Annotated in this window: 12 protein-coding genes and 1 pseudogene; 10 read left to right on the top strand and 3 right to left on the bottom strand. The window is 48.9% G+C overall.

Annotated elements, in window-relative coordinates; translation table 11 throughout:
* Positions 1–81 precede the first annotated feature (81 nt).
* The 8 genes and pseudogenes from T496_RS14580 to T496_RS15055 all read left to right on the top strand — a co-directional run bounded on the left by T496_RS14580 (position 82) and on the right by T496_RS15055 (position 9834).
* Positions 82–1719 carry a DUF4876 domain-containing protein gene (locus tag T496_RS14580; protein ID WP_052342239.1) on the top strand — a complete coding sequence of 546 codons (1638 nt, stop codon included), beginning with the start codon at positions 82–84 and terminating at the stop codon, positions 1717–1719.
* Between the two features lie 178 nt (positions 1720–1897).
* Positions 1898–4537 carry an endonuclease/exonuclease/phosphatase family protein gene (locus T496_RS0112555; RefSeq protein WP_155808903.1) on the top strand — a complete coding sequence of 880 codons (2640 nt, stop codon included), beginning with the start codon at positions 1898–1900 and terminating at the stop codon, positions 4535–4537.
* Positions 4538–5087: 550 nt separating this feature from the next.
* A complete protein-coding gene (locus T496_RS0112550) occupies positions 5088–5999 on the top strand; it encodes a hypothetical protein (protein ID WP_027451063.1) in 912 nt (303 codons plus the stop codon).
* A gap of 296 nt (positions 6000–6295) precedes the next feature.
* Positions 6296–6370: pseudogene (locus T496_RS15420) on the top strand (zinc-ribbon domain-containing protein); the annotation flags it as partial.
* Positions 6371–6442: 72 nt separating this feature from the next.
* A complete protein-coding gene (locus T496_RS15060; RefSeq protein ID WP_231478054.1) occupies positions 6443–7549 on the top strand; it encodes a hypothetical protein in 1107 nt (368 codons plus the stop codon).
* Between the two features lie 30 nt (positions 7550–7579).
* Positions 7580–8770 carry an SPFH domain-containing protein gene (locus T496_RS14235; protein ID WP_052342238.1) on the top strand — a complete coding sequence of 397 codons (1191 nt, stop codon included), beginning with the start codon at positions 7580–7582 and terminating at the stop codon, positions 8768–8770.
* 16 nt (positions 8771–8786) lie between these two features.
* Entirely contained in the window at positions 8787–9632 is an 846-nt protein-coding gene (locus T496_RS0112535) for a hypothetical protein (RefSeq protein WP_155808901.1), read from the top strand.
* A gap of 28 nt (positions 9633–9660) precedes the next feature.
* The gene (locus T496_RS15055; RefSeq protein ID WP_155808398.1) at positions 9661–9834 is read left to right on the top strand and encodes a hypothetical protein; all 174 of its coding nucleotides are present in this window, start codon (positions 9661–9663) and stop codon (positions 9832–9834) included.
* A gap of 129 nt (positions 9835–9963) precedes the next feature.
* Here the strand turns inward: T496_RS15055 and T496_RS0112525 are convergent, their stop codons facing one another.
* Both T496_RS0112525 and mscL read right to left on the bottom strand, forming a co-directional pair.
* The gene (locus T496_RS0112525) at positions 9964–11646 is read right to left on the bottom strand and encodes a SulP family inorganic anion transporter (RefSeq protein WP_027451060.1); all 1683 of its coding nucleotides are present in this window, start codon (positions 11644–11646) and stop codon (positions 9964–9966) included.
* A gap of 106 nt (positions 11647–11752) precedes the next feature.
* The gene (gene mscL, locus T496_RS0112520) at positions 11753–12190 is read right to left on the bottom strand and encodes a large conductance mechanosensitive channel protein MscL (RefSeq protein WP_027451059.1); all 438 of its coding nucleotides are present in this window, start codon (positions 12188–12190) and stop codon (positions 11753–11755) included.
* A gap of 265 nt (positions 12191–12455) precedes the next feature.
* Between mscL and gap the strand changes: the two genes are divergently transcribed.
* Positions 12456–13481, top strand: a complete 1026-nt coding sequence (gene gap, locus T496_RS0112515) for a type I glyceraldehyde-3-phosphate dehydrogenase (RefSeq protein ID WP_027451058.1) — start codon at positions 12456–12458, stop codon at positions 13479–13481.
* Between the two features lie 91 nt (positions 13482–13572).
* Positions 13573–14034 carry a GAF domain-containing protein gene (locus tag T496_RS0112510; RefSeq protein ID WP_027451057.1) on the top strand — a complete coding sequence of 154 codons (462 nt, stop codon included), beginning with the start codon at positions 13573–13575 and terminating at the stop codon, positions 14032–14034.
* Positions 14035–14042: 8 nt separating this feature from the next.
* Here T496_RS0112510 and T496_RS0112505 read toward each other — a convergent pair whose 3' ends face one another.
* On the bottom strand, positions 14043–14954 hold the full coding sequence (locus T496_RS0112505; RefSeq protein WP_027451056.1) for a DMT family transporter: 912 nt from the start codon (positions 14952–14954) through the stop codon (positions 14043–14045).
* Positions 14955–15009: the final 55 nt, after the last annotated feature.

The following is a 15009-nucleotide window of genomic DNA, read 5'->3' as shown; positions in this document are numbered from 1 at the left end:
TTTGCAGCGTCAGAAAGTCTAATCTGCTGGATAATAATTATAACAACAATATTGTAGTACAAATAAAAACCAAAAAATCTAATGAAACTATTAACTCAGATTAAGATGCTGGCCCTAATGGCTGGCGCAATGATGACCACCGATGCTGGTGCTGTCATCACACCAAACAAGGTTAGTTCAGGAGACCTCTTGATTAGTAAAGTGTTCTATGCTGCTTCTAAGAAAGCAGCTGGCTCTGGCAACTATGTGGCTGGTCAGTACGTAGAGTTATACAACAACCGTGACGAGGCTGTTGAGGTGCAGGGCCTGTATCTGGCACTCTTGGAAAGCGAATCAGCTGCTTCGGCCTATACGCAGGCTGCCATTGAGGAGAATGCAGACCTGAAGGCTGCGTTGGGCGGAAAGATTGTGGTGAAGCAGATCTTCCAGATTCCTGACGATCAGACTTACACCATCGAGGCAGGAAAGTCGATGATTATCTGCAACAGTGCCACAGACCACACTGCAGGTGCCGTGACTGGTCACGACCTCTCTGGCGCCGACTTCGAGGTGAAAACAACCAACACGAACTATCCTCACAATGATGCAGTGCCAGCCATGAAGCTCATCTACACCATGACACCAACGCTCGACTTCATGAACCTTTCTTATACAGGCACGGGTTCGGCAAGTGTGATGCTACTGAAAAACAATGCTGCTGCTGTTGTGACGGCAGAAGAGAGCCTCGTGTATGGTAGGGGAAAGACCACGGGCAACAAGTTTGCACTGGTGAACCCATACTACGCCATTGATGCCGTAGAGATTCTGGGCAACGTGAAGAACAAGGGCGTTGACGCCACCATGAAGCGACTGGGCGACACCTACGACCAGGGTTATGCTTCGACAACGGCAGAAGGTGGCTACAACGGCGAGACGGTGTATCGTAAGACGGCATTCGTGACTCCCGCCGGACGCAGGGTGCTCTATGATACCAACAACTCTACAGTTGACTTTCAGTCATCGACCACCATTCAGCCACGTGCTTACGATGAAGAGCTGGCCGGGGTTACAGAGCAGGAGGTGACTATTCCTGAGAGCGGATTCCTGGTGTTCTGCCCCGAGAAGAGCTGCTTTGGCGAAAGTGCTATCTCCTTTAACTATATCACTACGAACGCCAAGAACACGAACCTCACCTATAATATATATGGTGGAACGGACGAGCTGCTGGCTAAGTCAGTGTTTATCCTGACAGGACAGCCCGGCACTTACAAGGTTTACTACAGCGAGGCACAGCCATCCAAGAAGATTCCAAGCAATGCGCTCACATGGTCAGAGGTTGATGCGCTAGAGTTCAGCGGCGGCCAGAAGTCACGTGTCATCTATAAGTGGGTGTGCACCCCAGAGAAGGTGGGCTTTGAACGTGTAGCTAAGACAACAGAAGGACTGTATAACAAGGCCACATTCAGTGGCGATGACCGTCTGTATCTTTATCTCACAACAGCAATGGTCGACGCTTTCTCAGCAGAAAATGGTGCAGCGTCAGCTGAAGAGTTTACCTTCATCAAGTGGTGCGGACCAATGCCTGAACCAACCGCTGTACAGACGGTGAAGACTGCTGCCAACAGTCAGTCGGCTACTTTCTACACCCTGGACGGCCAGCAGGTACGCATGCTGATGCCTGGCAAGATCTATATCAGTCGTCAGGCTGATGGCACGGCCACAAAGTTCTACAGCAAATAACGAAAAACTACCAACTGTATTCATCGTTCATTGTCTCAGAAATGAGGCAATGAACGATGATTTTTTTATAAAAATGGAGCTTTTTGATAGCGCGAATATAAATTTTTTGTATATTTGCAACTGATAATCTACCTTTACGCTAACGCGTGCTAATGAAATAACGTTTATAGATATGATCATGAAGAGACTTTTTAACACCATGATTGGGCTGCTGCTTTGTGGCAGTCCGATGACCGCATGGGCTCAGATGACAGCCGACGAGGTGAGAGTGATCCACGAGATCGACACGGTGTGGAACTTTGGACTGCAGGGCATCAACCTGTATAGCAGGTCTATGCACCGCATAGACATTGTATATCCTTCTACAGACCCCAAGGGTAATCCCACAGAAATGAGTGGCTATTTGGCAATACCTAACGACATCTATAAGGATCATCAGCCCGTAGATGGCATCTTGTTGTACAGCCACTACACGCAGATGGGCTACGATGGCGCACCTACGAGGGGCTATGCTCAGGGCGAAGATTATGTGATGGCTAGTCCGCTGAAGCCCAACTATATAGTGGTGACCAGCGATCAGTATGGCTATGGTGTGACCGAGGGCAAGGGCTACTACTACTGCTATGGCGACGCCAATGCACAGGCAGGCATAGACTGTCTGCTGGCGGCCAGGCTGCTGCTCGATGCGCGCGGTATCAGTCAGGGAAAACTGCTGGTCAATGCGGGCTATTCGTCGGGTGGCTATGAGGCGATAGCCATCCAGAAGTTGCGCGACATGAAATATCGCGACGTAATCTCGTTTGATAAGACCGTTGTGGGCGGTCTGCCTTTCGATATGGTTGAGGCTTATAATGAGATGATAGACAAGAAGGATGACACCGACTTGAAACTGTTTGGACTGCTGATGATACTGGACAGCTACAACACACATGGCGGCCTGGAACTGGATATTCCCAGCATGCTGAATGAGCCTGCGGCGTCGATGTTTGACGAGTGGTTCCATACTGGAAAATACTCCACCCAGCATGTGAAGGACGCACTCGATGGTCTGCCCATCACAGAGGTGCTGAAGGACACCCTGCTGAAGTCCAGTTCGCCCGTGGTGAAAAAGCTGAAGCAAGCCATGAAGGACGTGGCCTTGGAGAACGACTGGGAGCCCGACACTACACAGAACTATTTCGTGCTGAATGTGCTGCACGATTGCGTGGTGCCTACTGGCAGCTGTAGGTCTCTGATTAACTTCCTGTCCACATATCGTTATGATGGAGAGACGAGCCCGCTGTTCAAGAAGAGCATTGTGCCCGAACAGACGCACCTGCAAACGAACTTTGTGATACCATCGAAAGACCATGTGTATGTGGGTGGTCTCACTTACTATCTGCAACTTGCTATCATGTTGAGCACCCTGCCTGTTTTATACTATGACGGTGAGCTAAACACGCATTATGCCGATCTGATCAAGGATGCAACGCCGATGAACATCATCCATAAACTGGAGGATGCAGGCATCGACCTGAAAAAGATTGTGCAGGAACGAATGGGAGGCGAAGGTTCGGGCAATATCTTCTCGCTGATGGCTGAGTTGGACGAGAAACTGCAACCGCTGGGCTTGACATCTCTGGACGTGCTGCAAATGGCAGACGACAGTGGCCTGTCGCTGTTGGACATCTTTGAGATCTACACCTATCTGACGACGGAGGAAAGTCGTGGTAGTGACTATCGAGAGATACCGGCACTGCGGCAGACCAATCGCGTAGCCGACGTGAAGGAAGAGGACGGCACATTCAGCGTGATGACACTCAACGTGGACGGACTGCCCAACAAGTGGTTGGTGCTGGACGTGAACAAAGACGGCCCCAAGTCAGACGGCAGTATGGCCATCAGTAGCTATCTGGCGCAGAAAAACTGCGACATCATCGCTATGCAAGAGGACTTTAACTACCGCTGGGAGATATGGTCGCAGCTGTTTGCCAACTACCAGCATGATGAGTGGACGGGTGGCATCATCTACGAGGATATGCTGGACTGTGACTTCCTGCATCCGCAGAACATCAAGTTGCCATGCGACGGTCTGAACATGTCGTGGAAGAATGGCAGCCAGTCTGGTGCCTACCAGCGCGTGGCATGGGAGCGCAGCTTTGGAAAGTTCAGTCACGACTTCGACGACATGGTGACAAAGGGCTTCCGCCGCCATGATATGGTGCTGGGCGACGGCACAGAGGTGGTGGTGTATAACATGCATATGGATGCCAGCAGCTATCGTGACGAGACGATGGGCAACGATGCGAAAGATCGCGAGGTCAGACTAGCGCAGTGGATCCAGTTGCGCGAGCATATCATGGCCCACTTGGATGCGCGCCCCGTGATCGTGATGGGCGACATGAACACGCTGTATCACAGGGATGATGTGAAGAAGGTGTTCTTCGACGAGATAGCAGCCACGGGCCTGGCTACTGCTGCCGATGTATGGGTTGAGCTGCAGCAAAATGGCATCTTCCCCCAACTGGGTGGCGAGCCCCAGCAGGGCGAACTGCTCGACAAGGTTATCTATATCAATCCCGCGAATGCGTCAACCACCATCGCTCCGCTGAGCTACGAGGTGGATAAGGCGGGCTATGAGGCGGATGGCCAACCGCTGGGCGACCATTATCCCGTGATTGTGCGCTTTGCGACGCAGACTGCCAGGGATGCCGCAGGCGTGAAGGCTGTGGAGCAGCATGCTGAAAGCCAGGAATGGTTCTCGGTTCAGGGCGTTCGCAAGGATGCGCAGAGAAAGGGCATCGGCATCAACCGTCAAGGACATAAGGTGCTGTTCTAATCAAGCCGAATAGCCAGGCTATTCAGGCCGTTTTGCAGAGCAAGAGTTAAGCTTTTACGTTCCAAAAGCTTAACTTTTGCTCTTGTTCTAGACTCTAGTATGTTCATTTCCAGACTCTAGAACGTGCGCATCTAGACTTTAGATTATCTTGTGCTAGACTCTAGAATGCACATTTCTAGAGTCTGGATTTTGTATGGTACTTATCGTTTTACATCAGTAAAGTGCCAATATCACTTCCTTGAACAAAGACTATTGACCATCTATTGTGCCACTTTTACTCCACTGATCATTTCGTTCTATAGTGGCGTATATACTGATGGCACGATGGTAAAGATCATGAGATAAGTTGCGCTTATACCTAATTCTAAATATAAGGACCACCATACGTCTTTTGGTATTTTTGTTTCATTTGAGAGAAATAATGATATGTTGAACGTTTTTTCTTATTGGATGTATCATTTTTTATTGTGAAGATGCCTTTTTTAATATACATTTGCGCCAGAATTAAGAATTTTACCAAATGTATTATTAATTTAAAACACTAATCTTTATGAAAAAAGTATTTTTACTCACAGCATGGTTTGTAACAACGGTTTGTAGTGCACAGGTCGTGATCTGGAATGGCGATGGCAAGGAACTGGGAAGTGACGGTGGCTTCTGGAATCGGGCAGAACCTGTTGTCGTAGAGGAGCAGGGCAACAACGTGATGAAGTTCACGATGAAAGCTAATCCTGGTGGCTGGGGAGATGAGCATCATAATGGCGCAATTCCTCTGGAAGGTGTTGACTTCAAGGGGCTGCGCCGACTGACCATGCGACTGAAGATGACAGACAGTCACAATGTGATGGTTAGACTCGAGGGCAAGGAAGGTGCCTTCAATACGCCACGCTGGGCATGGCAGGATGGTGGCAACGAATGGAGAATTCTGACTTATGAGTTTGCAGAGGGACCTGATGCTGAAAAGATTACCGAAGACAATAACCTGGTGCTTTCCATCTGGCCTTACGAGGAGACAAGTGAGGGCGATGGAAAGACTTTCTATGTTGACGACATCAAACTGGAAGGCCCGATGGTTAATGATAAGGGAATCCTTGCGTGTGCAGACAATTCACTCGATGGTGAGGTGACGATCACAGGTGTTATAGGCAAGGGCACCTATCAGTGCACATGGGATGGCGACTGGCATTCGATGGATTATGATGACTATGCCCTTATTGCAAAGAAGCTGGCTCCTACGGCAACTAAGCTCATCGTCAAAGATGCCGCCCGTTGGGATGAAGACTGGAGCGCTATCGAGGCAAAGTGTAATGGTATTGAAATCGTTAAAACGGATGACGTCAACCATATTGACACAGCCGTTTTGAAACATAGCGCTGATAAGATGTTTGACCTTCAGGGACGTCAGGTCGTGAAACCTGTTAAAGGTATTTATATCGTAAACGGTAAGAAGTTTGTAAGATAACAAGTGCGTGAGATATTCGCAAAAAAGTCGTTCACTGCCCAAAGGGTAGTGAACGATCTTTTTATGTATAGTCTATGAAGGGAACCACTTTTACTCCACTGACCATTTCGTTCTATAGTGGCGTATATACTGATGTTTTGATGTGTCATTGAAACAATTTTTGTGGTTTTTTGTTTCAATGACTCTTATATGCGGTTGATTTTTTAGGATATGACTGAATAAATGATTTTCTTTGCAATTGTAGATTGCCAATGATGTTTACAATACCTAAATATTAACCCTAAAACAGTGTAATTATGGCTTTAATAACATGCCCTGAATGTGGTAAGCAGGTGTCTGATCGTGCTGCTACGTGTCCACAATGTGGCTGCCCATTGCAATCGGCAGCCCCCACCGGACCTGTTCCTCCCCCAATGCCCGGGGGGTATCAACCTTCTAATGCAATGCCATCAAACGCAATGCCCTCTAATCCGCAACCCTCAAACCCACAGCCTTTCCCACCGAAACCTCAAGCTGCTGGCAATCAAGAGATGAGCGCCTCGAAGATGGCGTGCCCTCATTGTGGTGCTGATCTTGGACCAAAAGACTTGTTGAGCAAGGACTGGGCTAAGTGTCACCAGTGTGGTAAGGCTATTCTGTTGGGTGGCGGTGGTAATGCTTTCGACGATAACCTGATTATTGAGCTGCTTGCGAAGTTTACCATTACAAAAGACGAGTATCACAAATTCTTCATGCAGTTCCTCATGGAAAATGCGCCTGTGGACGTGTTCGACAATATGAAGATTGTGGATATTAAAAGAAAATATTTCTGGGCTCGTGAGTACGGACAGGCCACCGAGCGTGCTATCTTCCCGCTGTGTAAGTATGGTAAAGAGTTCTTCGAGAAACTGTGCGGCACGCCCTATATGCTGATTGCTGACTATGAGGAACACTTCAATACGAAAGAGATGGTGCCATTCGCAAGCGATTATATTCGCGACACGGAAGTAATTCCTAAGGAACAGTCGGCCTCGGAGAACCGTTTTGAGTTCTCGCACACAGACATCGGCTCGTATATCCCAACACCAGCCTACTACTGTCTGCCGGTGGTCGAGGAGGTCGTGGAGTATAACGGACAGCAGTACACCTTCATCGGCACAGCAAGTGGCGATCGCTGGTGGTACGAGTTTGATAATTTCCCGAATGCTGAGTTCTTGAAGCAGAGTCCCGACTATACCAGCATGAAGCCGGTGACGTGGATTGTGACTGCCATCCTCATATTGATACTGTTGCTGATCGTCTTTGCACTGTTTAAGGCCGGCTTCTGGACTGGTGTTATTGGTGTGGCAATCCTGGGCGCGATAGGCTACTTCCTCGGACTGATTGTCTATGGACTGATAGCTCTTGTCACTGGCGGTATTGATGCCATCATCCGTGCCATTGTCAATCGTATTATCCGTAAGAAGTTCCGTGCACGCTGGCAGGAGTTCCAGGAACATAAGCGTCAGTCTGCTCAGCGTAATTTTAAACTGGATTTGAAATACGACGTTCCTGAGTTCCCAATACCTTAATGTATCACTAATAAACAGAATTATACGACTATGGGATTTTTTAAGAGAGATCCAAAAGAGGCCAACTATGTGGGTGGCGAGAAGCACTGGGCTGAGTCTATAGAGAATGTTGGCTTTGGAGGCGATATGATTTCGCTCCATCCTGATCAAGACTTCAACACCAATTCTACGCTGACAGTACACCCCGGAGAACAGGCTATCTTCGAGAAAAACGGACAAATATACCAGATGTTCACTGAGGGACGCTACCAGCTGAAAACGGAGAACTATCCCTTTATCAGCCGTCTGCGCAATGCTTTTACGGGTGGCGTGAGTACCTTCAACTGTAGGGTGTTCTTTATCCGAACGGCAACAAGTATGGAGGTGAACTGGGGAGCTGGCGATATTCAGGTGCGCGATAAGAAACTGCGCGTGGCTTCGAAAGTGTTTGCACGTGGTGCCTATCGCGTGAGTGTGGAGGACGGTGGAAAATTCCTCTTCAAACTGATAGGCAACGGCATCAGTTCGTTTGGTGCTGAGGAGTTGCAAGACTACTTCCGCAATGAGTTTTTGGAACATATCAAGACGGAAATAGCCACCGTCTTGGTGGAACTGGAAGGCGAGATACTGGGCATTCAGGCTCGACAGCGCGAGATTAGTCAGAAGATTTCACCGCTGGTAGCTGAGGTGCTGTCTGACTATGGCGTGAAACTGGAACGCTTTTCGATTTCTGCTCTGGAAGTTGATCTGGACGACGAGGTGCGTAAAGCCTATGAGGCTAAGCTCGGTAATGCTTCTGCCGACTCGGAAGTGATGGATATCCTTGGCGATAAGTGGGCTGCCCAGCAGCAGGTGGACATCATGAAGACTATGGCCGCCAACCAGGGCACGGCATCAATAGGTGCTGGAATCGGTATGGGAATGGCTGCGGCAGGTTCTTTCTTCGGTATGGGACAGCAAATGATGGGACAACCGATGGGACAGCAACAACCTATGCAGCAGGCTGCTCCGCCTCCCATGGCGCAGTTCTGGCTCTTTGTGAACAACCAGCAAGTGGGACCGGTGCCCATGCAACAGCTTGCTCAGTATGTGCAGACTGGACAGCTGACTCCTGATACGATGGTGTGGAAAGAGGGCATGCCTCAGTGGGCTGCCGCTAAAACGGTGCCCGAGCTGCAGCAGTTCTTTGCAGCAGCTGGTGCGACTCCTCCACCCATGCCTCCGACACCTCCAACCCTTTAAACGTAATTAGAAGATTATGAGAATCAATCAAATGACTTTTGTGGCACTGATGGTGTTGGTGCTCATTGTGCTGAATGTGTTGTTCTTTGTCTGGACTGATGTCGAGACACGAGGCATTGTAGAGTGGATGTCGTATGGATTTGCCATGTTTTCTTTTGTGGTGGCGTCTATAGCGGTGTTGCGCGTGAGCAAGGATAGCGATGAGGTGTATCACCTGACCACAACATTCCTGCCTCTCTCTTACTTCTGTGTGCAGACCGTGCTGAGTGCCGTGGCTATTGGCTATGGCATGGTGCTTCGCAGGACACAGGAAACGGTGCAGGGTTTGACAAGCAACATGCAGGATACGGTGAATAAGGTGGTGGAGAGTCTGCCTGACAGCGTGGCTGGCATTGCTACCGACAGCATAGGCTCTGCGATAGGAAATACGGTAAATACGACGACTGAGACGGTTGTCGGAAGGTCGATGTTCCTGGCGGAGAACTATACGGTGATTGTCCTGTCTGTATATCTGCTGGTGCTGCTGTTCTATGCTTTCAATTTGGGCATTCACAAAACTGCTAATGATGCCACAAGGGAATCATTGGCCGAACAGGCTGCTGAACAAGACTCGAAGATGCAGTTGAGTCAACGCTTGCAACTGTTGGAGGTCAAGGTGAAGGATGCTGCTGCGAAGAAAGAAGTGAGCAGGCTCTATGAAACCATTCGCTATGGAGCCAACCATACGACGCCACAGGGAAAACAGATAGAAGGCGCGATCACTGCTGGCCTGGACGAACTTTCTGCGCTTATTGACCGTGCAGACTGGGAGAGAGTGAGGGAATTGGCCCAGGAACTGACCGTCAGGGCAAAGATGCGTTAAATTATTAATATTATTAAGGTAGATAATTATGAAAAGTGGATTTGCAAAATTCTTAACCTCTGGCTTCTATACTGAGGTTACAGCACTAAAGGCGCTGGGATGGACGATATTTATCTTCTTGCTGGGATTCTTTATCGTATATTGGATTATCAAAGGTATTATCCGCCTGTTCTCTAAGAAAGATAAAACGCCTGACGAGTAATAAACCGATATTGGATTAGCTTCTAAAGTCGCCGTTTATGGCGCAAGAAGAGAAAAAAGAAAGTACACAAGCAGACCAGTGCTGTTTGTGTACTTTTCTTATGGCATTTATACGGCCTGATTTAGGTCGTTACTTCGACACAATTTCATTAGCTCTTGACAGAGCCAGGTCGATGTGGTTGCAGATGTTTTCTTCGCCAAGCAACTGAACGAATCCGTTGCGACGCAGCACAGAATCGACTTTTTCGTTGACGCCCGACAGGACGATGGCGATGCCCTCACGCTGACTCATCAAGCACATGTTCTCCAAGTTGTGGAGACCGGTAGAGTCGATGAAGGGAACCTTACGCATGCGGATGATACGTACCATAGGACGGTCGCCGAAATTGCCCATCAACTCCTCGAACTTATTACCTGCACCAAAGAAGTAGGGACCGTTGATCTCGTAAACCTCAACGCCCTGAGGAATGGTGAGGTGCTCAAGATTGCCGCTCTCCATATCGGCATCTTCGTTTAGGTCAATCTCGTCGTTGATAGCCTTGACATCGGTGGTCTCGCTCATGCGGCGCATGAACAGCAGACATGCACAGATGAGACCTACCTCGATAGCTACGGTGAGGTCGAAGATGATGGTGAGGAAGAAGGTGAGCAACAGTACGGTGACGTCGCTCTTAGGATTGCGCATCAGGGCAGAGAACGAGCGCCAACCGCTCATGCCGTAGCTCACAACGACGAGTACGCCGGCCAGGCAGGCCATGGGGATGTACTTGGCCAAAGGCATGAGGAACAGGAAGATGAGCAGCAGCACAACAGCATGGATGATGCCAGCGATAGGTGTGCGACCGCCATTGTTGATGTTGGTCATCGTGCGGGCAATGGCACCTGTGGCAGGGATACCGCCAAAGAGAGGCGATACGATGTTGGCCACACCCTGACCGATAAGCTCGGTGTTGGAATTATGATGATCGCCTATGACACCATCGGCCACGGTGGCTGAGAGCAAGCTCTCGATGGCACCAAGGATGGCAATGGTCATGGCTGGGGCAACCAGGCCTTTGAGGGTGTCCCATGACAGTTCGGGAACCACTGCGTCGGGCAACTGCGAGTTGATGCTGAAACGGTCACCGATGGTCTCGATGCTGGTGATGCCTGCATACTGCTTCAGCAGCAATACGGCCACGGTCATGATGATGATGGCAATGAGCGAACCGGGGATGCGCTTGCTGAAACGTGGAGCGGTGGCAATGATGGCCACGCTGATGAGACCTACGGCAGTGCTCCAGGGATCGATGTCCTTGAGATGCTGGAAATAAGCACCCCAACGAAGCAGGAAATCGCTAGGCACAGGTCCGTCAATCTGCATGCCCAGCAGGTCTTTTACCTGCGTGGTGAAGATGGTGACGGCAATACCGCTGGTGAAGCCCACAATGATGGGGTAGGGAATGTATTTGATGATGGTACCCAGGCGCAACAGGCCGAAGCCGATGAGGAAGACACCAGCCATGAGTGTGGCAATGGTGAGCCCCTGCATGCCATATTGATTGATGATGCCAGCCACGATGACGATGAACGCACCGGTGGGACCGCCAATCTGTACCTTACTTCCGCCCAGGGCAGAGATGATGAGACCTGCAACGATGGCAGTGATAATACCTTTCTCGGGTGAAACACCTGATGCAATACCAAAGGCGATGGCCAGTGGCAGTGCCACAATGCCGACGATGACTCCCGCCATCACATCGGCCATAAAGGTCTGTCGGTTGTACTTTCTAAGAGCCGAAAAAAGCTTCGGCTGGAAATCTAAAGTTTTCATCTTTTGTCTTATTATCCTTGAAAAACGGGTGCAAAGGTACAAAAAATATATAAGGTGGCAAAGAATTGCCACCTTATATTATATCTTTACATAAATATTTCTTGATTTACTTCTGCTTCAACAGGTCGCGAATCTCGGTCAGAAGCTCTTCCTGAGTGGGACCCTTCGGGGGCTCGGGAGCTGCTGCAGCCTCTTCTTTCTTTCGAAGGTTCGTCAGTTTGTTAATGGCCTTGATAAGCAGGAAGATACAGAATGCAACAATAAGGAAGTCGATGATGTTTTGCAGGAACTGTCCGTAGGCAAATACTGAAGCACCTGCCTTTTGAGCTTCTTCTAGAGTATTATACTTGTTGTCATCGCTCAGGTTTATATACAAATTAGTAAAGTCGATACCACCAGTAGCCAGACTGATAACAGGCATTAGCACATCTCCTACCATAGAGGTCACAATCTTGCCAAAAGCACCACCGATGATCACACCGACTGCCATGTCGAGCACGTTGCCACGCATGGCGAACTCTTTGAATTCTTTAATAAATCCCATAGTTTTACTGTTTAATAGTTTAACGATATTGAGAATATTGTTATAGTTTCCTTTTTGTCAAGTGAACGTTGCAATCTCGACTTTTCCGTCTTGATATACCTCACTTTTCACTTTGTGATTTTCACTTTTATCTTAAAAAACTTTTATTTCGTTGCAAATATAGGAAAATAATTCGTAACTTTGCGCTCGAAACATCGAAAAAATGATTTTTGAACGCAAAATTGGTTGAATTTTATTATTAAACCCTTTAAATAATTAAAGCAAAATGACAAAAGTAGCTATTAACGGTTTCGGCCGTATCGGTCGCCTCGCATTCCGTCAGATGTTCGAGGCTGAAGGTTATGAAGTAGTAGCAATCAACGACTTGACAAGCCCCAAGATGCTTGCACACCTGCTGAAGTATGACACCGCTCAGGGTGGTTTCTGCGGCAAGTTCGGTGAGAACAAGCACACTGTAGAGGCTGGTGAGGACTTCATCGTTGTTGATGGTAAGAAGATCACTATCTATGCTATTCCTAACGCTGCTGAGCTCCCCTGGGGTAAGCTGGACGTAGACGTTGTTCTGGAGTGCACAGGTTTCTACACATCTAAGGAGAAGGCTTCTGCTCACCTGACCGCTGGTGCTAAGAAGGTTGTTATCTCAGCTCCTGCTGGTAACGATCTGCCCACCATCGTTTACAACGTAAACCACAAGACTCTGACTCCTGCTGACACTGTTATCTCAGCTGCTTCTTGCACCACCAACTGCTTGGCTCCTATGACCAAGGCTCTGAACGACCTGGCTCCTATCCAGAGCGGTATCATGACAACTGTACACGCTTACACTGGCGACCAGATGATCCTCGACGGTCCTCAGCGCAAGGGTGATGTTCAGCGCGCTCGTGCTGGTGCTCAGAACATCGTTCCTAACTCAACTGGTGCTGCTAAGGCTATCGGTCTCGTTATCCCCGAGCTGAACGGTAAGCTGATCGGTGCTGCTCAGCGCGTTCCAACTCCTACAGGTTCTACCACTATCCTGCACGCTGTTGTTAAGGGTGATGTAACTGTAGAGAGCATCAACGCTGCTATGAAGGCTGCTCAGAACGAGAGCTTCGGTTACACTGAGGAGAAGCTGGTTTCTAGCGACATCATCGGTATGAAGTTCGGTTCACTCTTCGACGCTAACCAGACCATGGTAAGCAAGATGGAGGATGGCAACTCACTCGTACAGGTTGTTTCTTGGTACGACAATGAGAACTCTTACACTTCTCAGATGGTTCGTACTATCAAGTACCTCGCTGAGCTGAAATAAGATTTTTCAAAATCAGTTATAAATTAAGCCGTTCGATTTTGTCGGACGGCTTTTTTTGTGTACCTTTGTCACTGTTTTATTGATAAGAGCTATGGAAAAAGAAGAAAGATATCAGTTGTTAGTTAATCAGGTTCGTGCTCTGGTGGAGGGCGAGAAAGACCAGATCGCGATTATGAGTAATGTGGCAGCCGTGCTTCATCAGGAGATGAAGTTCTGGTGGACGGGCTTCTATCGTGTGAAGAATGATGAGTTGATACTTGGTCCGTTTCAGGGACCAGTGGCCTGCATGCATATCGGTTTTGGAAAAGGTGTCTGCGGCACGGCGTGGAAACAACGTCAAACAATTGTAGTGCCCGACGTAGAGGAGTTTCCTGGACATATTGCTTGTAGCAGTGCTTCGCGTTCGGAGATTGTGGTGCCCATCTTCTCTAAGGATGATTCAGAACGCGTGATCGCTGTGCTCGACATTGATAGCGAACACTTGAACACCTTTGACAGCATCGATCAGAAATACCTGGAGGAGATTTGTCTTCTCTGCCGTGAAGAAGCCTAAGCGATAAGCTATTTGGCTTCTATGTCGTGGCGACTCTTTGACTTGGTTACCAGTGTGACACCGCTGAACACCAGGATGATGGCGAGCGCATGGCTCCACTTCATGATGCCGATGCCAGTCATGACACTGACAGCCACGGCAACGATGGGTTGCACGTAGTTATAGACGGAGACCACTGTGGGACGTAACACCTTCTGGGCCTTGATAATCAAGATGTAGCCGACGAAGGTGCCAAAGAAAACAACATAGGCAGTCTCAAGAAGTGTCTTGGTGGACAGACTGCCGCTGACCATCGTGAATGTGTGTGGCCCAACCAAGGGCATCAGGATGATGGTGGCCCAAAGGAACATCCATTTGTTGACGGTGAAGACGCTATACTGTTTGATGAACTTATTGAAAAGCGACAGATAGAGTGCGTAGGAGAACTGGGCGCCGAGGCAACAAAGGTCGCCGCGAATATCGCCTACCTTGTCGCTGGCGTGAGTAGCCGACGTGAGGATAAGCATCAGAGCGCCACTGCATCCCATGAAGACACCCAGCACCTTTTTGCTGGTGAGTGGCTCTTTCAGGATAAGCGCAGCCAGCAGCATGGCGAAAATAGGCATCGAGGTGGTGACGATACTGGCATTGATGGGCGAGGTGAACGACAAGCCAATGGTGAAGCCACACTGGTTGCACACAATGCCAAAGACAGCAGCGCCAGCAAAGGTGAACACGTGCTTCAAAGGAACATGCTCGTGCTGGGTGAAAAGCGAAGCTATCCAGAACAGAATGGCACCGCCCATCACGCGAATCATCACCATCGACGGACCGTCAAGTCCGTTGTTCATGGCATCTTTTCCCAATGGTGCCATCAGTCCCCAGATGGCACAAGCAGCAAACATCGACAGATGTGCATAAAGTGGTTGCTTGTTATCCATAACGCGTACAAAGGTACAAACTTTTTTTCGTTTAAAGTGCTCAGATTAGATAATA

This window comes from Xylanibacter brevis P6B11 (assembly GCF_000621825.1).
Classification (GTDB): domain Bacteria; phylum Bacteroidota; class Bacteroidia; order Bacteroidales; family Bacteroidaceae; genus Prevotella; species Prevotella brevis.
This window is presented reverse-complemented; position numbering and strand designations above follow the sequence as displayed.

Bases quoted from the DNA above. Each gene is read 5' to 3' on its own strand.
- T496_RS0112525 (WP_027451060.1), bottom strand. From the start codon at position 11,646: ATGAAAACTTTAGATTTCCAGCCGAAGCTTTTTTCGGCTCTTAGAAAG.
- mscL (WP_027451059.1), bottom strand. From the start codon at position 12,190: ATGGGATTTATTAAAGAATTCAAAGAGTTCGCCATGCGTGGCAACGTG.
- T496_RS14235 (WP_052342238.1), top strand. From the start codon at position 7,580: ATGGGATTTTTTAAGAGAGATCCAAAAGAGGCCAACTATGTGGGTGGC.
- T496_RS0112555 (WP_155808903.1), top strand. From the start codon at position 1,898: ATGAAGAGACTTTTTAACACCATGATTGGGCTGCTGCTTTGTGGCAGT.
- T496_RS0112510 (WP_027451057.1), top strand. From the start codon at position 13,573: ATGGAAAAAGAAGAAAGATATCAGTTGTTAGTTAATCAGGTTCGTGCT.
- T496_RS14580 (WP_052342239.1), top strand. From the start codon at position 82: ATGAAACTATTAACTCAGATTAAGATGCTGGCCCTAATGGCTGGCGCA.
- T496_RS15055 (WP_155808398.1), top strand. From the start codon at position 9,661: ATGAAAAGTGGATTTGCAAAATTCTTAACCTCTGGCTTCTATACTGAG.
- T496_RS0112505 (WP_027451056.1), bottom strand. From the start codon at position 14,954: ATGGATAACAAGCAACCACTTTATGCACATCTGTCGATGTTTGCTGCT.
- T496_RS0112535 (WP_155808901.1), top strand. From the start codon at position 8,787: ATGAGAATCAATCAAATGACTTTTGTGGCACTGATGGTGTTGGTGCTC.
- T496_RS15060 (WP_231478054.1), top strand. From the start codon at position 6,443: ATGCCATCAAACGCAATGCCCTCTAATCCGCAACCCTCAAACCCACAG.
- T496_RS0112550 (WP_027451063.1), top strand. From the start codon at position 5,088: ATGAAAAAAGTATTTTTACTCACAGCATGGTTTGTAACAACGGTTTGT.
- gap (WP_027451058.1), top strand. From the start codon at position 12,456: ATGACAAAAGTAGCTATTAACGGTTTCGGCCGTATCGGTCGCCTCGCA.